This window comes from Candidatus Acidulodesulfobacterium ferriphilum (assembly GCA_004195035.1).
GTDB classification, from domain to species: Bacteria; SZUA-79; SZUA-79; order Acidulodesulfobacterales; family Acidulodesulfobacteraceae; genus Acidulodesulfobacterium; species Acidulodesulfobacterium ferriphilum.
The window spans coordinates 652,488-676,005 of sequence record SGBD01000001.1 but is presented as its reverse complement, the minus strand read 5'-3'; the positions used below and the strand labels follow the sequence as shown (position 1 = coordinate 676,005).

28 protein-coding genes are annotated in these 23,518 nt (G+C 38.5%); 12 read left to right on the top strand and 16 right to left on the bottom strand.

Features of this window, described 5'->3' with window-relative positions; translation table 11 throughout:
• Positions 1-6: 6 nt before the first annotated feature.
• The 7 genes from EVJ47_03460 to bfr form a co-directional block, all read right to left on the bottom strand.
• Positions 7-1,062: an aldo/keto reductase gene (locus EVJ47_03460; GenBank protein RZD15343.1), complete on the bottom strand. Its 1,056-nt coding sequence runs from the start codon at positions 1,060-1,062 to the stop codon at positions 7-9.
• A 40-nt stretch (positions 1,063-1,102) separates the two neighbouring features.
• On the bottom strand, positions 1,103-1,735 hold the full coding sequence (locus EVJ47_03455) for a cysteine hydrolase (GenBank protein ID RZD15342.1): 633 nt from the start codon (positions 1,733-1,735) through the stop codon (positions 1,103-1,105).
• Positions 1,736-1,903: 168 nt separating this feature from the next.
• The gene (locus EVJ47_03450; protein RZD15341.1) at positions 1,904-2,509 is read right to left on the bottom strand and encodes a TetR/AcrR family transcriptional regulator; all 606 of its coding nucleotides are present in this window, start codon (positions 2,507-2,509) and stop codon (positions 1,904-1,906) included.
• 12 nt (positions 2,510-2,521) lie between these two features.
• Positions 2,522-2,770, bottom strand: a complete 249-nt coding sequence (locus tag EVJ47_03445; GenBank protein RZD15340.1) for a sulfurtransferase TusA family protein — start codon at positions 2,768-2,770, stop codon at positions 2,522-2,524.
• Positions 2,771-2,824: 54 nt separating this feature from the next.
• Positions 2,825-3,496, bottom strand: a complete 672-nt coding sequence (locus tag EVJ47_03440) for a hypothetical protein (protein RZD15339.1) — start codon at positions 3,494-3,496, stop codon at positions 2,825-2,827.
• A 390-nt stretch (positions 3,497-3,886) separates the two neighbouring features.
• Complete coding sequence (locus EVJ47_03435) at positions 3,887-5,008, bottom strand: radical SAM protein (protein RZD15338.1); 1,122 nt, start codon at positions 5,006-5,008, stop codon at positions 3,887-3,889.
• Between the two features lie 66 nt (positions 5,009-5,074).
• Positions 5,075-5,542, bottom strand: a complete 468-nt coding sequence (gene bfr, locus EVJ47_03430) for a bacterioferritin (protein RZD15337.1) — start codon at positions 5,540-5,542, stop codon at positions 5,075-5,077.
• A gap of 104 nt (positions 5,543-5,646) precedes the next feature.
• Here bfr and EVJ47_03425 point away from each other — a divergent pair, with 104 nt between their 5' ends.
• Entirely contained in the window at positions 5,647-6,495 is an 849-nt protein-coding gene (locus EVJ47_03425) for a deoxyribonuclease IV (GenBank protein ID RZD15336.1), read from the top strand.
• A 14-nt stretch (positions 6,496-6,509) separates the two neighbouring features.
• On the opposite strand, the gene EVJ47_03420 is transcribed toward EVJ47_03425, so the two are convergent.
• The 5 genes from EVJ47_03420 to lexA form a co-directional block, all read right to left on the bottom strand.
• Entirely contained in the window at positions 6,510-6,758 is a 249-nt protein-coding gene (locus EVJ47_03420; GenBank protein RZD15335.1) for a hypothetical protein, read from the bottom strand.
• Positions 6,759-6,828: 70 nt separating this feature from the next.
• Positions 6,829-7,797, bottom strand: a complete 969-nt coding sequence (locus tag EVJ47_03415) for an ADP-glyceromanno-heptose 6-epimerase (GenBank protein RZD15334.1) — start codon at positions 7,795-7,797, stop codon at positions 6,829-6,831.
• 190 nt (positions 7,798-7,987) lie between these two features.
• Positions 7,988-8,725, bottom strand: a complete 738-nt coding sequence (locus tag EVJ47_03410) for a hypothetical protein (GenBank protein ID RZD15333.1) — start codon at positions 8,723-8,725, stop codon at positions 7,988-7,990.
• Positions 8,722-9,699 carry a site-specific DNA-methyltransferase gene (locus EVJ47_03405; protein ID RZD15332.1) on the bottom strand — a complete coding sequence of 326 codons (978 nt, stop codon included), beginning with the start codon at positions 9,697-9,699 and terminating at the stop codon, positions 8,722-8,724. Before EVJ47_03405 ends, EVJ47_03410 begins: the two co-directional genes overlap by 4 nt.
• A gap of 223 nt (positions 9,700-9,922) precedes the next feature.
• Positions 9,923-10,645 carry a transcriptional repressor LexA gene (lexA, locus tag EVJ47_03400; protein ID RZD15331.1) on the bottom strand — a complete coding sequence of 241 codons (723 nt, stop codon included), beginning with the start codon at positions 10,643-10,645 and terminating at the stop codon, positions 9,923-9,925.
• 178 nt (positions 10,646-10,823) lie between these two features.
• Between lexA and EVJ47_03395 the strand changes: the two genes are divergently transcribed.
• Positions 10,824-11,201, top strand: a complete 378-nt coding sequence (locus EVJ47_03395; protein RZD15330.1) for a hypothetical protein — start codon at positions 10,824-10,826, stop codon at positions 11,199-11,201.
• Between the two features lie 44 nt (positions 11,202-11,245).
• Here the strand turns inward: EVJ47_03395 and rsmG are convergent, their stop codons facing one another.
• Complete coding sequence (rsmG, locus tag EVJ47_03390) at positions 11,246-11,995, bottom strand: 16S rRNA (guanine(527)-N(7))-methyltransferase RsmG (GenBank protein ID RZD15329.1); 750 nt, start codon at positions 11,993-11,995, stop codon at positions 11,246-11,248.
• A gap of 128 nt (positions 11,996-12,123) precedes the next feature.
• Here rsmG and EVJ47_03385 point away from each other — a divergent pair, with 128 nt between their 5' ends.
• The gene (locus tag EVJ47_03385; GenBank protein ID RZD15328.1) at positions 12,124-12,543 is read left to right on the top strand and encodes an archease; all 420 of its coding nucleotides are present in this window, start codon (positions 12,124-12,126) and stop codon (positions 12,541-12,543) included.
• Between the two features lie 19 nt (positions 12,544-12,562).
• Complete coding sequence (locus tag EVJ47_03380) at positions 12,563-14,023, top strand: RtcB family protein (protein RZD15327.1); 1,461 nt, start codon at positions 12,563-12,565, stop codon at positions 14,021-14,023.
• Here the strand turns inward: EVJ47_03380 and thpR are convergent.
• Positions 13,990-14,625: an RNA 2',3'-cyclic phosphodiesterase gene (gene thpR / locus EVJ47_03375; protein RZD15326.1), complete on the bottom strand. Its 636-nt coding sequence runs from the start codon at positions 14,623-14,625 to the stop codon at positions 13,990-13,992. The genes EVJ47_03380 and thpR overlap by 34 nt on opposite strands.
• A gap of 68 nt (positions 14,626-14,693) precedes the next feature.
• Entirely contained in the window at positions 14,694-15,035 is a 342-nt protein-coding gene (locus EVJ47_03370; GenBank protein ID RZD15325.1) for a hypothetical protein, read from the bottom strand.
• Positions 15,036-15,273: 238 nt separating this feature from the next.
• Between EVJ47_03370 and EVJ47_03365 the strand changes: the two genes are divergently transcribed.
• Both EVJ47_03365 and EVJ47_03360 read left to right on the top strand, forming a co-directional pair.
• Positions 15,274-16,041, top strand: a complete 768-nt coding sequence (locus EVJ47_03365) for a ParA family protein (protein RZD15324.1) — start codon at positions 15,274-15,276, stop codon at positions 16,039-16,041.
• A 102-nt stretch (positions 16,042-16,143) separates the two neighbouring features.
• Positions 16,144-17,049 carry a ParB/RepB/Spo0J family partition protein gene (locus EVJ47_03360; protein RZD15323.1) on the top strand — a complete coding sequence of 302 codons (906 nt, stop codon included), beginning with the start codon at positions 16,144-16,146 and terminating at the stop codon, positions 17,047-17,049.
• An 8-nt stretch (positions 17,050-17,057) separates the two neighbouring features.
• On the opposite strand, the gene EVJ47_03355 is transcribed toward EVJ47_03360, so the two are convergent.
• The gene (locus EVJ47_03355; GenBank protein RZD15322.1) at positions 17,058-17,789 is read right to left on the bottom strand and encodes a PilZ domain-containing protein; all 732 of its coding nucleotides are present in this window, start codon (positions 17,787-17,789) and stop codon (positions 17,058-17,060) included.
• 208 nt (positions 17,790-17,997) lie between these two features.
• Between EVJ47_03355 and EVJ47_03350 the strand changes: the two genes are divergently transcribed.
• The 6 genes from EVJ47_03350 (at position 17,998) to atpD (ending at position 23,506) form a co-directional block, all read left to right on the top strand.
• A complete protein-coding gene (locus EVJ47_03350) occupies positions 17,998-18,423 on the top strand; it encodes a hypothetical protein (protein RZD15321.1) in 426 nt (141 codons plus the stop codon).
• Between the two features lie 28 nt (positions 18,424-18,451).
• On the top strand, positions 18,452-18,928 hold the full coding sequence (locus tag EVJ47_03345; GenBank protein ID RZD15320.1) for a hypothetical protein: 477 nt from the start codon (positions 18,452-18,454) through the stop codon (positions 18,926-18,928).
• A gap of 123 nt (positions 18,929-19,051) precedes the next feature.
• Positions 19,052-19,612, top strand: a complete 561-nt coding sequence (gene atpH / locus EVJ47_03340) for an ATP synthase F1 subunit delta (GenBank protein ID RZD15319.1) — start codon at positions 19,052-19,054, stop codon at positions 19,610-19,612.
• Positions 19,602-21,113 (top strand): F0F1 ATP synthase subunit alpha, encoded by a 1,512-nt coding sequence (locus EVJ47_03335; protein ID RZD15318.1) that lies wholly within the window; start codon positions 19,602-19,604, stop codon positions 21,111-21,113. The genes atpH and EVJ47_03335 overlap by 11 nt, the downstream gene beginning before the upstream one ends.
• 1 nt (position 21,114) lies before the next feature.
• Complete coding sequence (atpG, locus tag EVJ47_03330) at positions 21,115-21,990, top strand: ATP synthase F1 subunit gamma (protein ID RZD15317.1); 876 nt, start codon at positions 21,115-21,117, stop codon at positions 21,988-21,990.
• Between the two features lie 112 nt (positions 21,991-22,102).
• Positions 22,103-23,506 (top strand): F0F1 ATP synthase subunit beta, encoded by a 1,404-nt coding sequence (gene atpD, locus EVJ47_03325; protein ID RZD15316.1) that lies wholly within the window; start codon positions 22,103-22,105, stop codon positions 23,504-23,506.
• Positions 23,507-23,518: the final 12 nt, after the last annotated feature.

Here is a 23,518-nt window from a genome sequence, read left to right as displayed (position 1 = left end):
TTTTATTTAACTCATATTTAATTCATCGGGATTCAGCGATCTTCTTTCATTCTGCCATTCAATCATCCATTGCGGATATAATTTTTTGGGCTTCGTTGCATCTGAAAGTTTTTTAATTTCCTCATCCGTCAGGCTTATCTCCGTGGATTTAAGGTTATCCTCAAGCTGGGACATTTTGTTTGCGCCTATAATAACCGATGTAACGCCTTTTTGAGCCAAAAGCCATGCAAGCGACGCCTGAGGAATCGAGATACTTTTATGTTTAGCTATTTCGGACAATACATCTATTGCGTCATAACTCCTCTCGTCTATGGGCGGAAAACTAAACTCGCTTCTCCTCGCTCCGGCCGGTTTCGGGTTTTGGCGGGTATATTTGCCGGTCAAAAAGCCTCCCGATAACGGAGACCACGGAAGAACGCCGAGTCCTTCCTCGTTGCACAAAGGAAGAAGTTCGTGTTCCAAGTCTCTTCCCGCCAAAGAATAATATGCCTGAAGAGAAACAAAACGGCTGAAATTTTTGGCTTTGGCTAAATATAGGGCTTTCATTATGTGCCTTGCGCTCCAGTTTGAAACGCCCGGATACAATACTTTTCCCTGCCTTACCAAGTCGTTTAGCACCTCCAGCGTTTCTTCCATTTCGCAGGACGAGTCCCAGCCGTGCACCTGATAAAGGTCGATATAGTCCGTCTTTAATCTTTTTAAGCTGTTATTGCAGGCTTCCATTATGTGTTTTCTTGAAAGTCCGGCATTGTTTATATCACCTGTTCCTTTCATAGCTTCTTCGCTTAAAGGCGAACGAACCTTTGTGGCGATGACGAATTTTTCTCTCGGCGCGTTAAGCTCTTTTAATGCGTTTCCAAGGATTTCTTCCGATTGCCCGAATGAATACATATCCGCCGTGTCAAAAAAATTTATACCGGATTCATAGGCCTTTTTAACCATAATATTTGCGTCATCCTGTCCGACCGCGCCGATGTTTCTAAATTTGAACCCGAATGTCATAGCTCCAAGGCAGAGCCTTGAAACCTTAAGTCCCGTTTTGCCAAGCCTTGCATATTGCATAAAACCCCCATAAATTTAAAAGTTAATATTGTTCCGCACCTTAATTAAGGGCGGCTTCCACAATATCATGCGAATTTTCACAGATAAAAAACATGCTTTCCATATTCTTAAGTGACCTCTCATGGTTTTCTTTGCCCATTGACGAAACGCAATCGGAAACAATGACGGGATAAAAACCCTTGTTCGACGCATCTCTTGCGGAAGATTCTATGCCGATTTCAGTCGCTATCCCCGTAAATATTACCGTTGTTATCCCCCTATTCCTCAATAAATGCTCGAAATACGTCCCGACAAATAGGCTTGCGGTATATTTATCTATTACTATATCGCCTTCGAACGGTTTTACATCCCTGCATATTTCCATTGCTCCGGAAGAAAACGCAGTCTTGAACATATCGTCGGGATTGCTTACGTTAAACATTTTCATCCTCCAGTAATAAGACCAAGAAGATGCAAAGCCTTTGGGAAGGTCTGTGGCAATTTTACTGTAGATAAAAGGCATTTTGCCCCTTAATCTGCCAGTGAAGTTTTTAAGATTTTTTATAAATTCATCTTTATTGAATACGCGTTCGGCGGTCGCATTCTGCACATCCCAGATGACAAGGCAGCTGCGGGACGGATCTACTATTTCCCGCAGGGTCTCATATACCGGTATTCCGTCAATATTTTTCATAATTTTCCCCCTTTTAAATTTTTACAAATTTTTAATATCCGCAATCCGACTTATTTTTTGAAACAGTTCGGATAAAGATAAAGTTTTATTAGATACTGGATATCTTCCTTATCCATAACTATCCCCGTATAATGTTCGCTGACTGATTTATTATTTTTGTTATTTTTATTATAATTGCAACGACCTTATATAGTTTTTTAAGGTATCGAAGCACCCCTTTAACACTTCTTTGTTTTGTTTAGATTTGGAAAGCATAACGCAGCCTTCGACTCCTGCTATTATAAAATTACCGATATTAATTATATCGGCGTCTTTGCCGATAATCCCTTTTTCCTTTGCCTTAAGCAATGCCTTCTCTATATGGGTATGCCATACAATAAGAATTTCATTGGTCAGACGTGAAAGATATATATCTTTCGCAGATAATTCGAGTATCAGGTTTCCGAGGGGGCAGCCGGTCTTTGAAAATTCCCCTGCTTTTTTTTCATAAAGTTTATCAATGACGGCAATGATGTTTTCTAAAGGATTTTCACCGCCGCCGTACAGCTCGTTCCAAGTATGTCCCCAGAATTCGTTATAGGCGGGTTTTATCGCTTCTTCTATGACTGCGGCGGCAACATCTTTTTTAGAATCGAAATAGTGATAGATTAAGCCCTTAGTGGCGTTTATCTTATCGGTAATATCCTGAATGGACGTGCCTTCGTAACCTTTCGTAAGCATAAGCTCAAAGGATGCGTCTATTATCTCTTTTCTTTTAACCTCATTTTTTTTCATTCCTCTAATAAGTTATCCCTTTTTAATGTAAAATGCAATCGTGCCTTCAGGCAATTTTTGGTCTTGCTCGGAGGTTTCCAAGCCGAGAAGCTCATTTCCGGACTGCCTGCAAAAAGCTGGAATATCGTTTTCCATAGAAACTTTATCCGAAAGGGCTAACAAAATATCCCCGCTTTGCATATCCTTAAGCTCTCTGGATATCTTTATTATCGGAACGGAGCAACACATGCCCGTAATATCGATTTTACGGTTATTATCCATAATACACCCCCATTATTCATTATTAAAAAATATTTTAATTTTAAGAAAAATTCATCAATCGTAATATTTAACCGCATCTTTCAATTCAACTCTGGATGTTTTTATGTTATTGGCGGCGCTGTCTTTTTTATAAAAACCGATAGAGATGCCCAGAAGGAATTTTTTGCTTCCCGGCAGTTTAAATGCTTCCCTTAATACATCGGGATATCTAACTATATAAGCCTGCGGGCAGGCGCCGAGACCCGCGGCATGCGTGCCTAAGAGAATATTTTGAATGAGCATCCCCGAGTCGAGGGCAGACCAGATTCCCAATTTTTCATCCATATAAATATATATTGCCGTTTGAGAACCAAAAAAATCTTGATTATATAAAGCAAAATCTTTTCTCTTTGCGGCATCGTCCCGTAAAATACCCATAGATTCATATATTAATTTTCCGGTTTCAAACATATTGGCGTTTTGTTTGTCCAGCCACAATGCAGGGGACAGCGGAAACGGAAAATCGGGATTTCCGGGGTCATCCTCCGATGCGAGTTTATAAACGCTTTTCTTAATAAATTCGCTTGTTTTACCCGTTGAAACGGCTATTTCCCACGGCTGTGAATTTGCCCATGAAGGCGCCCTTAAAGAGGCGGATAAAATTTTATCGATTGTTTCTTTCGGCACGGGCTTATCTTCAAAATCTCTTTTAGACGTACGCGTAAGCAGGGCTTCAAACAGTTCCATAATTGATTGTCTCCTGTTTAAAGATTAGTTAATATTTAATAACAATAACAGTTCATTTATAAGCAGTTCAAACTTACATGCCTAAATTATATACTAAACGGTTAGTATGTATAATTATACAATTTATAAAATTTATGTCAAGGGAATTTTAACAGCGAATGGTCAGAGGTGGGTTTGCTATAAATAAAGATTAACCTGCGGTAAAATTAGTTTCAGGAATTGGCGTTCAGTAATTTCCGGAAACGCCGTCCAGTTAAAAACGGAATATATACTTCCTTAAATCACCGTTAGAAACTATTAAAGTTGTTTCAACATATTATAAATTCTGTATAAACGGCATGCGTTTATATCTACTTACGCAGGAATGACACCCGCCGTTTATTTTATTTTTTATTCTATAATCGCATACTTTTTTACATTCTCGAGCCTCTTGCCTTTTATGCCCAGGTCCTCAAGCCGCGTTATCTTTTCGTGAAGCCGCGTTTTAAGTATCATGTCCGCCGTGGATGGTCCAAGCCCCGGAACCCTGAGCAGCGATCCTTTATCCGCCTTATTAATCCTTACGGGGTAAAACTCAGGATGACGGTCAGCCCACATCTCTTTAGGGTCTTTATCCAGTTCTAAATTGCCGGATTTATCAAGGATAATGTCGCTGCCGGAGAATCCGTATTTTCTTATAAGATAATCGACCTGATAAAGACGGTGTTCGCGCATAAAGGTTTGTTCGGGGGAGGAGTCCTGTTTTTGTTCTCCGGGTATGGTATGATGACCGAGGCCTTTCTGGTATGCGGAAAAATAAACTCTCTGGAAATTAAGTTTTTTATATAGGCCGAACACATATTTTATGATTTCGGAATCCGTTTCATTTGAAGCACCCACGATAAACTGCGTCGTGGATTTTACCCTTGAAAACCGGCTGCCTTTAGATGTTAATCTGCTGATAAGTTTTATCGGACGGATTATATCGTTTATATAATTCTTTTTGCTCGAAAGCAAATCGAATCTTTCTTTGCCCGGCGTTTCGATATTCAACGATACGGCGCTTGCAAGGGCGATAGAATCCTCGATAGCCGCATCCGATGCACCGGGAATGATTTTCAAATGTATGTACCCTTTATAACGGTGTTTATACCTGAGCAAACGGGAAACGGCATTAATTCTGTCCATTGTATAATCCGGATTATTGATTATTCCCGAACTTAAAAAAAGACCGAAAACCTTTTTATTTTTAACATAATCCATAAACAGGTTTGCGGCTTCCTCGGGTTTAAGGGTGCATCTAAGTACATCGGCATCGGAACGGATAGGGCAGTATTTGCAGTCATTCGAGCAGGAATTAGAAAGGAGCGTTTTTAAGAGTATGGAATATCCGCCGTTTGGAAGGGTAACGGGATAGAGCCATTTTCCGTCCAGCCCCCTTTTTCTGCGGTCATCATTGTTCGAACCGCAGGCGCATGCCATATCGTAGCGGGAATCTTTCGAAAGGATTCTTAATTTTTCTATTGTATCCATAATCTTACCGGCTTATTCCGTCAAAGGCTGCAAAGGTTGTATTTTTCTTATCAATTCTCCCTATTTTTACTTTCTATATGTAGAAAGATAAATTTGAAGTCCCATTTGCCCAATTTGATCCAGATATTCTTCAAGTTTGTCGATATGCGCCTCTTCCTCGTCAAGTATGGATTGGATTAAATCCTTTGTTCCGTTGTCTTTAATCTCGGCGGCAAACTTTATATCTTCGTTGTATGCTTTAATGGCATTCTCTTCGGCATTTCTGTCGTTTTTATGCATTAATTCGACCGTTGAACCTATATACATTTTGTTGTAATTTGAAACTGTAGGTATGCCTTCAAGAAATAATATCCTGCCGATTAATTTTTCGGCATGTTTCATTTCGTCTATCGCCCGCTTTTCGATTTCTTTATGAAGCTCGCCATAACCCCAGTTATCGCACATTTCGGAGTGAACCATGTATTGATTGATAGCGGTTAATTCCTCGGCTAATCTTAGATTAAGCCTTTTAAGAATTTCTTCGTTTCCTTTCATAAGCACCTCAGCTTTTAAAATATTATATAAAAAATCAGGAGATAATAAAATATTTTGATAAATATTGCAACGCGGCAAAAAATTAAATTATAATTAATTATACCATGAAAATATTATTAGGTGCACATGTTTCTATTGCAGGGGGACTAAAAAATGTCTGTGCGCATGCAAAAATTACGGGGTCCAATGCCGTTCAGATATTTACAAAAAACCAGTTGCAATGGTCGGCGAAGGAGCTTGATTCTAACGAAATCTCTTCTTTTAAAAAATGCGCAGTTGGCGAAAGTTTAACAGTTGCGGCCCACCTTTCATATTTAGTTAATCTCGGAAGCACGGATGAAACAATAAAAGAAAAATCTACCTTCGGTATTATAAATGAAATTAAAAGATGCAGTCTGCTTGGCATAAAATATTTGGTATTTCATCCCGGTTCAAATAAATATTTATCCGAAGAGGAAACAATAAAACAAATTGCATTAAATTTGAGCGGAATTATAAAGCAAACGGCGGAATTTAAAGATGTTATTTTAGTTCTTGAAACTACGGCAGGGCAGGGTAACCAGATAGGATACAGGCTGGAACATATCGCGGGGATTATTGGACTGGCTGGAAATAGCGAAAGATTAGGTGTTTGCATCGATACATGCCACATCTTTGCGGCAGGCTGTGATATAAGAACTTTGTCCGAATATAATAAATTTATGAAAGATTTTGAAGATATTATCGGCTTTAATAAGTTAAAGGTCGTGCATCTTAACGATTCCCTAAAGCCTCTCGGTTCCAAAGTAGATAGGCATGCTTCGATAGGGAAGGGATGTATCGGTCAGGATGCATTCGGATTTATCGTAAACGATAAAAGACTCGAAGACATACCGTTAATCATCGAAACACCCGGAAGCGACAGGGAACATAAAATCGATTTAGATGTTTTAAAGGGTATGATAAAAAAATAGCTTTTTGCCGCCGACTATCGAGGATTATTTTGATTACTGTCCCCTGCCGGCTTATTAACCTTTTGGTTTTTTCCGATCGTGAAATACAGTATTGCCCCTAAAAGCGGTAAAAAAACCACGACTAAAAGCCATACAATCTTATCGGATCCGCCCCTGAAATCGCTTTTAAGAATATCGATAAGCGCGCTAATCCATAACACTATCGAAGCAATCCAGAATAGAAACATAAAGAGCATTCCAAATCCAAACATACTTGCTATCATAATCAATCCCCCCTATTAACAAAAATCTATTATGTTTCATGTGAAACATAATAGATTTTAATATTGTTTTTCAGTGTGATAAACGGCTTTTATCGCCGTTATTCAGCCAGTCCAAATATTTCTTAACCCCTTCCTCGATTGATAGAAAAGGTTTTCCGTATCCTATGCCGCGTAAAGCGGCAATATCCGCTTCGGTAAAGCTCTGATATGCGCCTTTAAGGTGGTCGGGGAAGGGTATATATTCAATCTTTCCTGAGCCATGCCATTTTATTACGGCGTTTGCGACATCGTTAAATGACCTTGCTTTTCCCGTTCCGAGATTAAATATTCCTGATTTACCCGGATGGTCTAAAAACCATAAATTAACATCTGCGCAGTCTTCGACATAAATAAAATCACGCCTTTGCTCGCCGTTTCCATAACCGCCGGTCCCCTCGAAGAGTTTCGCCTTGCTATTTGCAAGTATCTGGTTATTAAAGTGAAACGCAACGCTCGACATAGTTCCTTTATGAGTTTCCCTCGGCCCATAGACATTAAAATATCTGAAGCCTGCTATCTGATATTTTGTCTTTTTTATAATACTTCTCACATATTGGTCAAATTGAAACTTAGAGTAGGCATACATATTAATAGGGTGTTCACAAAGCCTATCCTCCTTAAATCCATTTTGGCCGCCGCCGTAAACGGAAGCGGATGATGCATATATATATTGCGTCCCCGTTCCCTGACACCATTTTAATAACTCTTTTGAGTATTCAAAGTTGTTTCTCATTATAAACTTTCCGTCCCATTCGGTTGTGGAAGAGCATGCGCCTTCATGAAAAATAGCCTTAACGGTTCCAAAGTCATATCCTGATTTGATGTTCGTCAAAAAATCATCCTTGTCCATGTAGTCCAAAATATCGAGGTCTGCAAGATTGCGCATTTTTCGGCCGTCGGTAAGATTATCGACAACTAAAATATTTGTTTCACCCTTTTTGTTAAGAGCTTCTACAATATTAGACCCTATAAAACCTGCCCCGCCAGTAACTATTATCATAATTAACGACCGTCGCTCCAAATCTAAAAATCTGTAAATTTTTATAGATTTTTGGTTGAACGCCTCCATAATTAAAAGTTAAATTATTAAACTTACCTGACACATCTTTACCGCAGCAGTAACATAAACTTGCGGCTATATTTTATTTTTTTAATTTTACAATTTTAAAAATATCATAGGGTTGCTTCATTCAAGGAACATTTCTTTCTTGTAATTCTTGTAATTCTTTGAATATTTCATCTTGTATTTCTTTTTCGGCTTTTAAAACAGGTTTTACGGAAGCAACGGCAACAACTCTTCCTTTTATGTCAAAAACAAAATCATCTTGGTATGCTTGATTGCAAATTTGGCATTGAGGGATTAGGTTATCAAGCGTAATTGGTTTACTTGGATTCATATGTCCTTGCTGCAATTGCGTTTTTTTATCAGGCTCAAGAAAATGCGGTTCCCCTTCTTTAGATCCGCATGAGGCACAACGAAATCCGTATACGGCTTTTAACTCATTAAAATTTTTTGCGGCGATCCTTCCGGCTCGTTTTAATGAGTTAAAAAGAAATGTAGGCTTTGGACTTTCGGTAGTAATAAGAACATGATAGCCGCTTGGCACCGTGCTTTTTTTGTCAGGAATTTTATCTCCTTTGTTAAGAATATACCATCCATCGCTTGCTAAATGTCTAACCTGTTGATCTTTGCCTGCGTTAGGCTTTATACTTGCAACGAAAGAAGAAATAGTGTCTTTATGAACTAGTGTACCTTTATTTTTTCGTAAGAAAATAAGCCATAGAGCTTTTATACTGTTTCTTTTAGGTAATTTAACCCCGTATTTAGAAAGGTTTAAACTATATTCTTTGTTAAGTTGTTTATACCATTTCTCTATTTCGCTAAGCGGCATAGATGTATATTCGCCATGTTTATCCAATTTTTTCATAACAATTGCTCGCTTCGCTGCGCGTTAAACCGTTCAAGCCGTTTCTTTGCAATTTTAAAATATTCTTTTTCAATTTCAAAACCTATAAATTTTCTCATTTTTCTTAATGCCGCAACGCCTGTCGTTCCGCTTCCCATAAACGGATCAAGGACTACTTGTCCTTGAACGCTAAATATTTCAATTAATCTTTCCATTATCTCTACAGGTTTTATCGTCATATGTCCAATTTCTTTTCTCATATTTGGTTTTCTGTAGTTAAGGATGGTCGTTTGTTGAGTTTCAAAGTCCGTGCGAATAAGACCTGTACCCCATTTCAACCAATTTTCGACAAATGTTCCTTCTTTTGGTTTTTGTGCTAAGAGGATACTCTCAAATTTTGGTCTTAATTGAGGCGTTTTTCTATTTTGTAATTTCTTAATAATATTTTCTTTTTCATCATTGGAAATTTTCATTTTTCTAACGAAATGATCTTGGGTAAATGCCTTTCCCTGCCCGCCGTTATGTTCCCATATTAACATATCGCGTATTTCAAAACCTGCATTTTCCGATGCCGAGGCGATGCGATGAAAAAGCCGGCCTGACGAGAAGGAAGCCATGAAGCCGCCCGGCTTTAATACTCTAATTGCCTCTTTTGAAACATTATAAAAAAAAATTTCGAGTCGTTTCCCTTGTGAAGGATCGAATTTCATTCCTCTTGGGAGACCGCGAACAACGCCGGCTTTTGATTCTCTTTTCCTTAATTCAACATCCGACCATTCATCGCCCATACCGTCTAAAAAATAAGGAGGATCCGTAGCGATAAAATCTATGCTATTATCGGCTATCTTGCAAAATACATTCATACAGTCGGCAAGATATAAAAAGGCGTCTTTTATTTTTATTTCTTTTTTATCCTTATTTTGAACGGTTTTACGCGCAGCAGAGCGAGCAATATTAACATTATATTTTTCGTTTATTACATTTATATTATTCATATTTTTTTTGTCTTTTATTATATTTACTTATTTTAATATCGTCTTAAATTCGATTATTTTTAAAATCTTTTATCACCTAACTATTTTCCCCCTATTATTTTGGATTTGTAATGTTCTGGCCTAAATATTTCCGCTATATTTTATAATAACTTATAGACTTTATGACCGCATTATACATTTATACATTAGTTTTGCACAATTTATAATTTTTGACTGTTATAATTTAATATTTTCGTAACAATCCTACAAGTTTGCCTATTATCTTGACTTTGTCGTAATCGAGTATAATCGGCTTATAATTGGGATTGGAGGGCGTGAGCTTAACCCTGCCGTCCTTGAGCCTGTAATATCTTTTTAAAGTAGCCTCGTAACCGTCTATCATTGCCGCAATTATTTTGCCGTTAGGAACCTCGCTGCATTTTTTCAATATTATTATATCCCCGTCCATAATCATATCTTCTATCATAGACTCGCCTCTAACCTTAAGCGCGAATATGTTTTTAGATTCGCCGCCCGCCAAACTATTCGGTACCTCGATAAACTCGTCGATTTGTACGGCTTCGATGGGATAACCCGCGGCTATATATCCGTATAAATGGATGGATGCCGTATTGCTTATTGAGTCCAAATCGATATTATGACCGGCATTTTTTATATCCGCGGCGTTAAAACTCTTTGCATCTTTCACCAAAGAAACCGGCGCCGCCGGAATTTGATTTTTGTTAAAAGCAGGTATAACCGGTATAACCGGATAAACAGACCTCTTTTTACCCGGAACGGTATCTATGACCCCTCTTTCTTTAAGCGATTTTATATGTTTAAATATCGTAGATTTAGAAGATAATCCGAGGGCGGCGCCTATCTCTTTATAGGAAGGGGAATAGCCTTTATCGTGAAAATATTTTTCTATAAAGTCCAAAACATTCTTTTGTTGTTTGCTAAGCATTGCAGGTTTGGGTAATTTTTTATTTTTTATTGCATTATAGCGAACAAACGGCGAACATGTCAAGTACTTAAATCGCGGAATTATAATTTACCTTTTCAAATAGTTTATATTATAATATATGAACATGATTATATGCAAAATAAATTACTGCGCTAAATTTAAAAAAGATATTAAAATTATGGAAGATAATAATTATATTGAAAAATTAAAAAAAGTCGTTACTTATTATGATAAGGAAAAAACAAGAATAAAATCTATATCCCGTTATAATATAAATGGGAAATTACATGGAAAAACAGAAGGATTTTATAGAAATGGCAAAAAACATTATGAGCGAAATTATTGCGAGGGTAAATTGCATGGAAAGCAGTTTATAAATTGGGTTAACCAGAGGACGTTTCTCGAATTTAATTATTATCACGGAAAACCTGAAGGTTTGCAGGTTGAATACAGCGTAAGCGGATCGGTGCAATGGAAAGTATTTTGCGTTGAGAGCAATAAAGATAAAAAAGCCGGTGAAATTTTAACCCGGCTGCCCTTTCTAATACCTGCTTAACTTAATATAAAACCTTGGCGGAAAGCGGAGCTTAATCCCGCGGCTTATTCCTGAATTGGCACGGATGCGGGTTGCGGCATTGCGATAAAGTTTGCGATAAGCTTAAAATCGCTATTTTTACCCGCATCGTAGTCCGTTTTATAAAATAAGATTCTATCCAAGCGAACCCGTTTGGATTTATATTTAAAGTTTTCGATTTTTTTTACCTCATCCGTTTTCGATAAGAATAAATATAAATCGACGCCATTTTTTAAGTTCAATTTTTCTATTAAGTTAATAAGTTCGTCCGCGTTAAAAGCCGCTCGCGTGGTTATAGCAAAGATGTTGCTAAAATCTTTATATGCGAATATGTTTGCATTTAAACACCGAAAATTTAAAAGATTTAGTTTTCTTGCCGCCGCCTTTTGAAAATTGCACTTTTTAAATATAGATTCCACCGAAATAACATTTAACTCAGGCCTTAATATACTTAGAATAATTCCTGGCAATCCCGCGCCTGAGCCGATATCCATAATAGATTTGATTCCGTCCTGCCCCCCGTTCGTTTCCCGCGCCCCCGTTCGTAAAATTTTTAATAGGAAGGCGCTGTCTATAATATGTCTTTTGATAAATTCGTCCGCATCCGTTATCGTCGTAAGATTTATTTTTTTATTCCATTCCAAAAGTTCCTCATAAAATATGTAAAATTTTTCAATTAGCCGCCTTAGTTCAATATCATTGAATATAATTTCATAATTTATCAAATAATTATAGGCTTCATCGGTAAATTTTTCTTTTAAGGTTTTACGGACCATGATTTTAGATTTTACCCGATAATTTAAAGATATGGTTTTTTTATTTTTTTTATAAAAATATATTATAATATATAATAATTTTAGAATTTTAGCAGTAAGAAGTCGGCAAATTTTATAAATAATACATAATGGATGAAATTCAAAATTATTCTTATTTCGAACATGGAGCGGATATTGGCATTATAGGAAAGGGGGAAACCCTTGAAAAATCGTTCGAAGCCGCGGCGGTTGCGATGTTTGCGATAATCACGGATATTTCGAAGGTAAATCCGGTTAAACGGATAAAATTTAATTTTACCGAGCCGGACATCGAATTTGCTTTTATATCGTGGCTTAATAATTTACTGAACGAATCTCATCTGTCGAATATGGTGTTTAGCCGTTTTCATGTCGAAAGGGATAAAGATGTCTGGATGTGCGAAGCTTTCGGGGAATCATGGTATAGCGGTCTGGAAAGGGGAACTGAGGTAAAAGGGGCGACTTTAACGAAATTATCCGTAATAAATGAAAACGGAATATGGATTGCAAGCTGCGTCGTGGATGTTTAGGTAGTTCACGATTACTATTATGAATTTAGAAAATTTCGTTCAAATCGAACCGAACTGCTGGGCGGTCCGGTTAAAAGAAGAAGGCGGAGGGTTGGGAGCCGGCAAGGAAGGCGCGAGCCTTCCGGTGCGTTTCTATGCCGATAAGGAGCTGCTTGCGGCAATGGACGAAAAGGTAAAGGAGCAGATAATCAATGTTTCGCGGCTCCCGGGACTTAAAGGCTATGCCTTTGCGATGCCGGATGCCCACTGGGGATACGGATTCCCTATCGGCGGGGTTGCCGCATATGACCCCGAAGAAGGCGGGATTATTTCTGCGGGGGGTGTGGGCTTTGACATATCGTGCGGGATCAGGTGCCTTAAAACCGATTTAACAGTAGAAGATATATCTCCTTATGTGAAAGAATTATCGGATTTGCTTTTTAGAAATATTCCTGCGGGGGTAGGCGCGGAAGGAAATATCACGCTTAATGAGGCGGAGCTTGACGAGATTATGCTTAACGGCGCTCACTATGCAACCTCCAAAGGATACGGAACGAAAGAGGATATTTTATACATAGAGGATAGCGGAAAGGTTAGCGGCGCCGACCCTTCTATGGTTTCCATATCCGCAAAAAGAAGGCAAAAGTCAGAGATGGGGACGCTGGGCTCCGGCAACCATTATCTGGAAGTTCAGGCAGTAAAACAGATATTCGATGAAAATACCGCAGAAGTTTTCGGTCTTAAAAAAAATCAGATAGTTATTTCGATCCACTGCGGCTCAAGAGGACTCGGACATCAGGTTGGAACCGATTATTTAATAACTTTAGCAAAAGCCGCCGCAAAATACGGGATAAATCTTCCCGACAGGGAACTGGCCTGCGCGCCGATTAAGTCCGTAGAAGGCGGGATGTATTTGGGCGCAATGAACGCCGCTATTAATGTAGCGCTGTGCAACAGGCAGATGCTGGCGCAATTAACGAGAGACGCGTTCGAAAAAATATTTCCGAAAGCTGATATTAAAACCCTTTTCGATGTATCGCACAATACCTGCAAAGCCGAAAAGCACACGGTAAACGGCAAAGAACTCTTATTATATGTTCACAGAAAGGGGGCAACGAGAGCTTTTGGCCCGTTTCATCCCTCGCTGCCGGATCTTTTTAAAGAAACCGGTCAGCCGGTCATTATCGGCGGAAGTATGGGAACGGGTTCGTATGTTCTTGCAGGGACAAAAGAAAGCGAAGAAAGGTCTTTTTCTTCGGCAAGCCACGGAGCCGGAAGGGCGATGAGCAGAAATCAGGCTTTAAAATTATGGAGAGGCAGGGAAGTCATAGACGAACTAAAAGAAAAAGGCATAATTATAAGAAGCAGGTCAATGAGGGGCGTTGCGGAAGAAGCCCCTGACGCATATAAAAATGTCGATGCCGTGGCGGAAGCTACCGAAAAGGCGGGGCTGGCAAAAAGGGTTTGTTACCTGTCTCCCGTAATTTGCATAAAAGGGTGAGAGTGGTAAATATTTTTATAAACCGGCGAACCGTCCTCGGTAATGCTCTGTTTAAGTATAATTTTTTTACAGTTAAATTCACGGAATTTCAATCCGTCAGGTGATAGCGGCGCATTATTCGGATTGAACGGTTTTAACAAATTAAGAATATCGTTTTTATTTTTATTGTTAGAGCCGTCCTTTATCCTTGCAAGGGTGATATGCGGCATAAACGGCCTTTTATCTATTTTAATATTAATTCCCGAATTAAGCACGCCTTTTAATAAATTTTCATATATAAGTTTTAACTCGCGCGCCCCCTTTTTGATTTTTAAATAAACTATTCCCGAACTGTTTCCTAAAGAAAAAAATAAGTTATTGCCGACCGATATATCGAAGTTTTTAATTTCTATTTCCGATAAAAGCTTTTTTATAACCGCTTCTTGATTTAATTCGATGTTGCCGAGGAACAGTATCGTTATATGCAAGTTTTTTTGCGGGACAGGCCTGAAATATTTAGTGTCTGCAAGGCGGGCGGATTTAACGAATTGTGTTACCCTTTTTTTAATAGCGGAGGGCAAATCTACGGCAATAAAGAGTCTTTTTGTTTCCGGTTTTTCCATAAAAATTAAAAATTATTTATTCGGATATTTTTGCATGGACGGAAAATTATGTCAAGAGTGGTCCCCCATTAAAATTTGAAAGAAATTTTTATCGGTTGATTACATTTAGTGCATTTTTTGACAAACCTTTCGTAAATTTTTTCAACATCTTTTTCGGTTACCAAAACATTCATATCATATTCATCGCATCCGCATTTTAAGTTCATTACGGCTTCTTTTCTGTCGGAGGATGCGATGTCCCTTTTAATAATATTCATATATTTCGACCTAACGATAACGGCGTTTTGAGAGGCTTTTTCAAGCACTTTTTCTATAAATGATTCAGGTTTTTTCACGGGGGCCGGATTCCGCAGGGCATCGTTTTGATTCGGCAAATCGGGTAATTTTCGATTATTAAAAAATTTTTCCATGTTTAACCCCGCTTATCTTAAAAAAGTTTGCATTTCGAAATTAATTTAATTATATATTTTTATTGTTACAATTTTATGAAGGTTTTGTTAAATTTTTGTTACAAAAAAGATATAATGTTTCATGTGAAACATCGATTAAAAAATTTATCTTTACTTTAATAAAATTTTGGTTTATAAATTAAAAGAGTCATTGTTTTTAAATTTTGTCTGCTAAATAATTTATATAAACTAAACGATAATGGCAAAGGTAATCTGTGTTTCCAATCAAAAGGGCGGGGTAGGAAAAACCACTACGGCAATCAATATTGCCGCCTGTCTTTCGGCGTACGAGAAGAAAATCCTCTTAATCGATGCCGACCCGCAGGCTAACGCGACGAGCGGTTTAAATACCCTTGTCGATAAGTCAAGACCGACCGTTTATGAATGCCTGATTGACGAATCCGCGGTTGAAGGCGCCATATACCCGACGCAGATGAAAAATCTCGACATAATTCCAGCGACCTCCGACCTTGCGGGCATAGAGGTGGAATTAGTAAGTATGGATGAAAGAGAATATTTTCTTAAAAGGAATATTATCGATAAAATAAGCAGTGATTATGATTATATTTTTATCGATACTCCGCCGTCTTTAGGGCTGCTGACGATAAACGCGTTAACCGCTTCCAACAGCGTCTTAATCCCTATGCAGTGCGAGTATTATTCATTGGAAGGAATATCGAGACTGATGCAGACGATCAGGCTTGTTAATCAAAGACTTAACAAGGATTTGCATATCGAAGGAGTTTTGTTTACAATGTTTGACGGAAGGGCAAATCTTACAAATCAGATAGTCAGCGAGGTTAAAAAATATTTTGGGCAGAAGATATATGAAAATGTTATACCGAGGAATGTCAAACTTCCGGAAAGTTCGAGTTTTGGTAAGCCTATAATACTGTACGATATAAATTCCAAGGGAGCGATTTATTATATCGAATTAACAAAAGAATTTTTGTCCAAGGTTGCGTAAAAACCGGCATTTTTGCCCACATCAAAGACTTGCTTTGATAAGCATGGACAAAAATATCGCATACGCGGGAATGACAAGCGGGTTGGGACAGGCGGGTTATTTATGGAAGAAAAAGAAAAATCGTCAAAAAGGGTCGTATTAGGCAGGGGATTAGGCGCGCTTTTAACGGATGCCTATGTTCAGGACGGCATCCATGCGGACGCGGACGGAAAGCTTTCGGTTTTTGAAATCGAAATAGATAAGATAAATACCGGGGTTTACCAGCCAAGGCAGTATTTTGACGAGGATAAGCTTACCGAATTAAAAAACTCTATCAAAGAAAACGGCATCATCCAACCTTTAATAGTTTCTAAATCCCGGGACGGCGGCGGCTATGATTTAATCGCGGGCGAAAGGAGATACAGGGCTGCCAAAGAGCTGAAATTTAATAAGGTTCCCGCTATAATCAAAGACATTTCGGGCGTCTTAGCCCTCGAAATTGCCCTTATCGAAAATATCCAGAGACAGGATTTAAATGTTATCGAAGAAGCAAACTGTTATGTGAGATTAATCGAGGAATATAAATTAACGCACGAAGAACTTTCGGTCAAAGTGGGCAAAGATAGGGCCACAATTACAAACATGATAAGGATGCTTTCTTTGCCGGATGAAATTAAAAATGATCTTGTCTATGGAAAAATTACCCCGTCCCATGCAAGAAACCTTATCGGTCTTTCAGGCGGCGAGATAAACATGCTTCTAAATAAAATTTCCAATGAAAAACTAACCGTAAGAGAGACGGAGCGCGCGGCTAAAGCAATTAAATCCGGAAAACAGAAGCATAAACCCAAAAAGGATTTTTCGATATTTTCTCAGATTAAAAACTATGAAGGCGCGCTTTTTGAAAGACTTCAGGCTCAAGTCAGGATAGACTATAAAAATAAGGGCAATGAACTAAAAGGAAAGATTGAAATCAACTTTTCTTCCGCAGAAGAACTCGAAAGGCTTATCAAATTAATAAAAAAATAAAGATTGGACTAATCTAATCCGAGGTTAGAATTAATATCCTGCCTTTCGATCGTTAAAATAAAATTAATCAGCTTATCTCTATCGTTATCCGAAATATTTATAATCATGCATCCAACCCGGTATCGGCCGCTTAAGTATGTGGAATGCGCAATTTTTAAATCGGCGTTAATAGATTTTTCCGAAAGTTTTATTAACGCATGTTTTATAACATATCCCGTTTCTATTTTAAATTCGGAATTAAATGACATGCCGTTCCACGATAAGTCATGAACAGGCATAAAATAATTTTGGCCGTTATGCGAGAAATTAATAAAAGCCATATTTGACTGGCTTGTCGAAACCCTTAAAGCTATCCTCTTTTCAATTAAAACAACCTCTATAGGCTTAAAAATTAAAAAATTAATATCTTCGCCGTTAATTATTTCTTCCTTAAATTTAGTTAAAAAATATCGTTCGATATTGTTGTTTCCTGAGTCCACGCCAACTTTTATAAACTCCGATTTGGAAATTATTTTATTTCCGTAAAAGGGCATAAGGCTGTCTATAAGCAAAAATTTTGGCTTTATTTCTAATAAATAGGATTTAAAATATCCCTTTGACGGATAAAGCGTAATGCCGAGTTCTTTTTTTGAAATTAAAATATTGTTAATTATTTGCTCTATTGCCTCGGCGTTCTTTATTCGAACATCGTTAACAGCGGAATCGCTATATTTGTCTTGTTCCCGTTCCTGTCCGTCCATTAAATGACAAGCCCCCGTTTAATTATTCGATGTATTAGTTATATAAATATTACCATATAATCTATAAAAATTATAATCAAAAAACACAAAAATATTTATATATAAATAAATATATAAATAAATTGATATTTAATTTATTTTTGATATAATTCGATAATATAGACTTATATCTTGTTTACTTTATTTATAATATATTATAAATTATAATATGACCGAATTAATCATAACATGGCAGGGACTTTTATTTGAAGCCGCGGCATTTCTGATTTTTACTTACCTTTTAAATCTGTTTCTATTAAAGCCTTTGCGGGCTATTTTAAAAAAACGGGAGGAAATTATCGGCTTAAACGAGGATAAGCAAAATAACCTCGAAAAATTAGCGGAAGCGTTAAACGAAGAAGCGGGCAACGAAAGAAAAAATTTAAGATTCGAAATAAACGAAATAAAAGAAAGGTTTCGCAAGGAAGCCCAAACCGAAGCAAATAACCTTTTATCCGATACTAAAATCAGCGCGGCCGCCAAGTTCGAAAGCGCTGTAAAAGAATTTAACGCAGAAAAAACCGCGGTATTAAGTTCTATTAAAGAAAAATCCGAAGAATTATCGATTTTAATTTTTAAAAAAATTATAGAATAGAATAAAATAAATAAAATAGAATGGAATTATGGAACTTTTTTGGCGGATATTCGATACCGCATTGCTTCTGGCAGGGCTTGCGTATATATTTATAAGATATATAAACCCATTTTTCGATAAAAGAAAGAAGGATATTAATCTTTCGATAGAAAAAGCTATAGAGGCCGAAAAGCGGGCGGAGGAACTTTACAAAGATGCTCAAAATAGGCTTAAAGAAGTCAAAAAGGAAATAGAAGAAATAAAAAAAGAAGCGGTAAAAGAGGCGGAAGTAGAAAAAATCCGCATTATAGAAGATGCGAAAGCCTCTGCCGAAAAAATTTTGGGGAATTATTTAACCCTTGCGAAATCGGAAATAGACAAACAAAAAAGAGAGCTTTATCAAGAGGCTCTCGATATGTCCTTTAAGATTGCCAAAGATATTACAAATAGGGAACTGACGGAGGAGGTCTTAGATAAAGTAAACGATAATATCCTTAAGCTTAACGATGAAGCAATTATTAAATAACAAAACAGCAAAGAGGTATTCCACAACTCTTTTTGGCTGGATTACCGCTTCGCTCTCGACCTTTGGTCTCGTGAAGTTTATCCTAAACTTTACCGCCTACGCGGGAATGACAATTTATATTTTATGTTAGATAGCAAAATAGCAAAGAGATACGCGGGAGCCCTTTTTAAAATAGCCCATGATTTGGACAGGATAGAAGGGATTTTTGAAGAAATTAACAGTTTTATCGATTTTTGCAATAACGTGCTATGTCTCAAAGAATTTTTATCGCAAACCTTTATAGATAAAAAAGAAAGAAAAGAAGTAATTAATCTTTTAGGCAAAGAACTGTCATTGAGCCGGGAATTTATAAGTTTTATACATTTATTGATAGAAAATGAAAGAGCAAGATATTTGCCGAAAATTTTACAGGAATTTTCGAGACTCAGAAATGATTTTCTCGGCATAGCAATAGTCAATGTTGTTTCCGCCAAAAAGTTAAAAGATGAAGAAGCCCTTCAAATCAAAAATATGATTGAAAAGGCTTTAAGTAAAAAAATTGTTATAAACGAGAAGGTTGCGCCCGAAATAATCGGCGGATATATTATAAATTTGGAAGGCAGGTTATATGACAGCAGTATAAAGACTCAATTAGAAAACTTCTATAATTATTTAAAACAGGGAGCATTTGTTTATGGCGGTTAAGGCATCGGAAAATACCGAGATTATTAAAAAAAGAATCGAAACATATACAAAAAATATAGATATAAGCGAAGTAGGGGTCGTTTTATCCGTGGGCGACAATGTGGCGAAAATATACGGCCTCAAGAATGTTATGATAGGAGAAATGTTAGAGATTACCCCGGATGTGTACGGCTATGTATTAAACCTTGAAGAGGATAATGTCGGCGTCGCGATTCTTGGAGAGGAATCTTATGTTAAAGAAGGGGACGCCGTAAAAAGAACGGGAAAAATTGCCGAAGTTCCCGTCGGAAAAGAGGTCATAGGAAGGGTTCTTGACGGGCTTGGAAGGCCTATCGACGGCAAAAACCCCATTAAAACCGATAAATACTCTTATATCGAAAAAAAGGCGGTCGGCATAGTTCATAGAAAAAAGGTTAATGAGCCTTTATACACCGGTTTAAAGGTTATAGACGCGCTGATTCCTATCGGCAGGGGGCAAAGGGAACTTATAATCGGCGACAGGCAGACCGGAAAGACCGCCATAGCGATAGATACGATACTAAACCAAAAGAATTCGGGCGTTTATTGCATTTATGTGGCAATCGGACAAAAACAGTCAAGCGTATCTTTTATTTACGACCGCCTTATGAGGGAAGGGGCAATGGAATATACTACGATAATCGCGGCTAACGCGAGCGACCCCGCAACCCTTCAATATTTTGCTCCTTATACGGGGGTTACGATGGGGGAATACTTCAGGGATAACGGCATGCATTGCCTTATAATATACGACGATTTATCGAAACACGCCGTTGCTTACAGGGAGTTGTCGCTGCTTTTAAGGAGGCCGCCAGGCAGAGAAGCGTATCCCGGGGATGTTTTTTACCTGCATTCTAGGCTTTTGGAAAGAGCGGCCAAGCTGAACGATGCCCACGGCGGAGGGTCGCTCACGGCGCTCCCTATAATCGAAACTCAGGCGGGGGATGTTTCGGCATATATTCCGACCAATGTCATATCTATTACGGACGGACAGATATTTCTCGAAACCGATCTTTTTTATGCGGGCGTCAGGCCCGCGGTAAACGCGGGCCTTTCGGTATCCAGAGTCGGCGGCGATGCGCAGATAAAAGCGATGAAACAGGTTTCGGGGGGATTAAGACTTTCTTTGGCGCAATACAGGGAATTAGCCGCGTTTGCACAGTTCGGGGCAGACCTCGATAAAACAACGCAGGAGATGCTTGCCCGCGGAAGGATGATGTCGGAGCTTCTTAAACAGGGCCAATATGAGCCGATGCCTATCGAGAAAGAGGTCGTAATATTATTTGCGGCAAATAACGGGTATTTGACGGATTATAAGCTTGCCTCTATAAAAGAATATGAAAGGGAGCTTCTATTATATATCGAAAATAATAATCCTGAAATATACAACGATATAAGGGAAAAAAAGGCAATAGACGAATCTATTAAATCTAATCTTATCGCCTCTTTGGATAAATTTAAAAATATATTCGTGGAAGGTTAATATGCCGAATTTAAAATCTATAAAAAGAAAAATCGCCAGCATCAAAAATACAAGGCAAATAACAAAGGCTATGAAAATGGTGGCGGGGGCAAAATTTAAAAAAAATCAGGCGGCTATGAATGCCCTCAGGCCTTATTCGGAAATCTACAGCGGCGTCATAAAAAATATTTCAAGAAATACGGTCCTGTACAGCCATCCGTTTTTTAAAAAAAATTCGGGTAGCAGCAATGGCAGCGGTGCAGGCATTCTTATAATTTCCACGGACAGGGGTCTTTGCGGCTCTTTTAATATGAATCTTTTTAAACTTTTTTTTGAGGAGCTTAAAGCCAAGTGGTTGGATGAAAGCCGGATAAAGCTATATATACTCGGCAAGAAGGGAGCGGATTTTTTTAAAAGGCATAACTATTCCGTTGAATTTACCGCCAATTTCTCCGAAAATAACATAACGGAAAATTTATCCGAAACACTGGCGGTTAAAATGTCCGCCGATTTTATAAATGGAGAAGCGGGCGAGTTTTATATAATATCTAATAATTATATTTCAACGCTTCACCAGAGGGCGGTAATAGAAAAGATTTTACCGTTCGATTCCTCCTTTGAAAGCAAAGATAGCGGCGGTTATTTAGTGGAGCCCGTATCTTACGAAGACGGGATAATAGATAAAATTTTCAAGGACTATATTCAAACCAAAATTTATTTTAAAATAGTAGAGTCTTTTGCCGGGGAGCAGGCTTCAAGAATGAATGCAATGGATAACGCGACGAGGAATGCGGGAAAACTTATAAATAAATTAACTATCGTCTATAACAAGGCAAGGCAAGCCGCGGTTACGCTTGAAATTCTCGATATAATAAACGGCGTAAGCGCGCTAAAATAAATTTTTCATCCCACTTCCACATAAAAAGGGGAGGGCTATTACGAAAATAAATAATTTCTAACGCAGGATTAAAGTAAATATTGGAAGTTACGAAAAATTACGGAGGTTATAAATGAATGAGGGCGTTGTCGCGCAGGTAATAGGTCCCGTTGTTGATGTTAAATTTGAAAGCGGCTTCCTGCCGCCGATTTACAACGCTTTATCGCTGACGAATCCCAGAATAAGCAATAAGGAAAATAATCTGGTTCTCGAGGCAGCGCAACATCTCGGCGAAGATACCGTCAGGTGTATTGCTTTAGACGCTACGGACGGATTATACAGAGGAATGAAGGTAATAGATACCGGCAATAAAATAACCGTTCCCGTCGGAAAGGATGTTCTCGGAAGGATTTTTAATGTTATCGGCGAACCCGTCGATGAATTAGGCGACATCGAATTTAAAGCAAGGCTTCCTATCCACAGGCCTGCTCCGTCATTCGAGGAACAGTCCACGACCGTGGAGATATTAGAGACGGGCATTAAGGTTATAGACCTTTTAGAGCCTTACCTGAAGGGCGGAAAGGCGGGATTATTCGGCGGCGCGGGTGTCGGCAAAACGGTGCTCGTTATGGAACTGATTCATAATATCGCAATAGAGCATGGCGGCTATTCGGTTTTTGCGGGTGTAGGCGAAAGGACAAGGGAGGGAACCGACCTCTGGACGGAAATGAAAGAGTCCAAGGTTTTAGACAAAGCGGTTTTGGTATATGGACAGATGAACGAACCGCCGGGAGCAAGAGCAAGGGTTGCCCTTTCGGCTTTAGCTATGGCGGAATATTTTAGAGACGAAGAAAGGCAGGATGTCCTGCTTTTTATCGATAATATTTTTAGATTTGCGCAGGCAAATTCCGAAGTCAGCGCCCTTTTGGGAAGGATACCGTCCGCCGTAGGTTATCAGCCGACCCTTGCAACCGATATGGGCGAGCTTCAAGAAAGAATAACCAGCACAAAAAAGGGTTCCATTACTTCCGTTCAGGCAGTTTATGTTCCCGCAGACGACTTAACCGACCCGGCGCCTGCAACGACCTTTGCCCACTTGGATGCTACTACGGTGCTTTCAAGGCAGATTGTCGATATAGGGATTTACCCGGCAGTGGATCCGCTTGATTCAACCTCAAGAGCATTGGATGCCAATATTATAGGCAAAGAACATTACGATATAGCAAGAAAGGTTCAGGCCGTACTTCAAAAATACAAGGAATTACAGGATATAATCGCTATTTTAGGAATGGATGAACTTTCGGAGGACGATAAGCTGATAGTGAACCGCGCAAGAAGGATTCAAAGGTTTCTTTCTCAGCCCTTTTTTGTTGCCGAGGTTTTTACCGGCTTTCCGGGAAGGTATGTTCCGTTAAGCGAGACAATAAGAGGATTTAAAGAGATACTGGAAGGCAAGCACGATGATTTGCCTGAACAGGCTTTTTATATGGTCGGGACAATAGATGAGGCGGCAGAAAAGGCAAAGTCGTTAAAATAAAGAAAGTAAAAG

Excerpts from the sequence above, each read along its gene's own strand:
- lexA (RZD15331.1), bottom strand. The coding sequence starts at position 10,645 with ATGCTTAGCAAACAACAAAAGAATGTTTTGGACTTTATAGAAAAATAT.
- atpG (RZD15317.1), top strand. The coding sequence starts at position 21,115 with ATGCCGAATTTAAAATCTATAAAAAGAAAAATCGCCAGCATCAAAAAT.
- EVJ47_03435 (RZD15338.1), bottom strand. The coding sequence starts at position 5,008 with ATGGATACAATAGAAAAATTAAGAATCCTTTCGAAAGATTCCCGCTAC.
- EVJ47_03420 (RZD15335.1), bottom strand. The coding sequence starts at position 6,758 with ATGATAGCAAGTATGTTTGGATTTGGAATGCTCTTTATGTTTCTATTC.
- EVJ47_03385 (RZD15328.1), top strand. The coding sequence starts at position 12,124 with ATGGATGAAATTCAAAATTATTCTTATTTCGAACATGGAGCGGATATT.
- EVJ47_03345 (RZD15320.1), top strand. The coding sequence starts at position 18,452 with ATGGAACTTTTTTGGCGGATATTCGATACCGCATTGCTTCTGGCAGGG.
- EVJ47_03415 (RZD15334.1), bottom strand. The coding sequence starts at position 7,797 with ATGATAATAGTTACTGGCGGGGCAGGTTTTATAGGGTCTAATATTGTA.
- EVJ47_03395 (RZD15330.1), top strand. The coding sequence starts at position 10,824 with ATGGAAGATAATAATTATATTGAAAAATTAAAAAAAGTCGTTACTTAT.
- EVJ47_03355 (RZD15322.1), bottom strand. The coding sequence starts at position 17,789 with ATGGACGGACAGGAACGGGAACAAGACAAATATAGCGATTCCGCTGTT.
- EVJ47_03350 (RZD15321.1), top strand. The coding sequence starts at position 17,998 with ATGACCGAATTAATCATAACATGGCAGGGACTTTTATTTGAAGCCGCG.
- EVJ47_03405 (RZD15332.1), bottom strand. The coding sequence starts at position 9,699 with ATGAATAATATAAATGTAATAAACGAAAAATATAATGTTAATATTGCT.
- bfr (RZD15337.1), bottom strand. The coding sequence starts at position 5,542 with ATGAAAGGAAACGAAGAAATTCTTAAAAGGCTTAATCTAAGATTAGCC.
- EVJ47_03365 (RZD15324.1), top strand. The coding sequence starts at position 15,274 with ATGGCAAAGGTAATCTGTGTTTCCAATCAAAAGGGCGGGGTAGGAAAA.
- atpH (RZD15319.1), top strand. The coding sequence starts at position 19,052 with ATGTTAGATAGCAAAATAGCAAAGAGATACGCGGGAGCCCTTTTTAAA.
- EVJ47_03335 (RZD15318.1), top strand. The coding sequence starts at position 19,602 with ATGGCGGTTAAGGCATCGGAAAATACCGAGATTATTAAAAAAAGAATC.
- atpD (RZD15316.1), top strand. The coding sequence starts at position 22,103 with ATGAATGAGGGCGTTGTCGCGCAGGTAATAGGTCCCGTTGTTGATGTT.
- EVJ47_03445 (RZD15340.1), bottom strand. The coding sequence starts at position 2,770 with ATGGATAATAACCGTAAAATCGATATTACGGGCATGTGTTGCTCCGTT.
- EVJ47_03440 (RZD15339.1), bottom strand. The coding sequence starts at position 3,496 with ATGGAACTGTTTGAAGCCCTGCTTACGCGTACGTCTAAAAGAGATTTT.
- thpR (RZD15326.1), bottom strand. The coding sequence starts at position 14,625 with ATGGAAAAACCGGAAACAAAAAGACTCTTTATTGCCGTAGATTTGCCC.
- EVJ47_03370 (RZD15325.1), bottom strand. The coding sequence starts at position 15,035 with ATGGAAAAATTTTTTAATAATCGAAAATTACCCGATTTGCCGAATCAA.
- EVJ47_03455 (RZD15342.1), bottom strand. The coding sequence starts at position 1,735 with ATGAAAAATATTGACGGAATACCGGTATATGAGACCCTGCGGGAAATA.
- EVJ47_03380 (RZD15327.1), top strand. The coding sequence starts at position 12,563 with ATGAATTTAGAAAATTTCGTTCAAATCGAACCGAACTGCTGGGCGGTC.
- EVJ47_03450 (RZD15341.1), bottom strand. The coding sequence starts at position 2,509 with ATGAAAAAAAATGAGGTTAAAAGAAAAGAGATAATAGACGCATCCTTT.
- EVJ47_03460 (RZD15343.1), bottom strand. The coding sequence starts at position 1,062 with ATGCAATATGCAAGGCTTGGCAAAACGGGACTTAAGGTTTCAAGGCTC.
- rsmG (RZD15329.1), bottom strand. The coding sequence starts at position 11,995 with ATGGTCCGTAAAACCTTAAAAGAAAAATTTACCGATGAAGCCTATAAT.
- EVJ47_03410 (RZD15333.1), bottom strand. The coding sequence starts at position 8,725 with ATGAAAAAATTGGATAAACATGGCGAATATACATCTATGCCGCTTAGC.
- EVJ47_03360 (RZD15323.1), top strand. The coding sequence starts at position 16,144 with ATGGAAGAAAAAGAAAAATCGTCAAAAAGGGTCGTATTAGGCAGGGGA.
- EVJ47_03425 (RZD15336.1), top strand. The coding sequence starts at position 5,647 with ATGAAAATATTATTAGGTGCACATGTTTCTATTGCAGGGGGACTAAAA.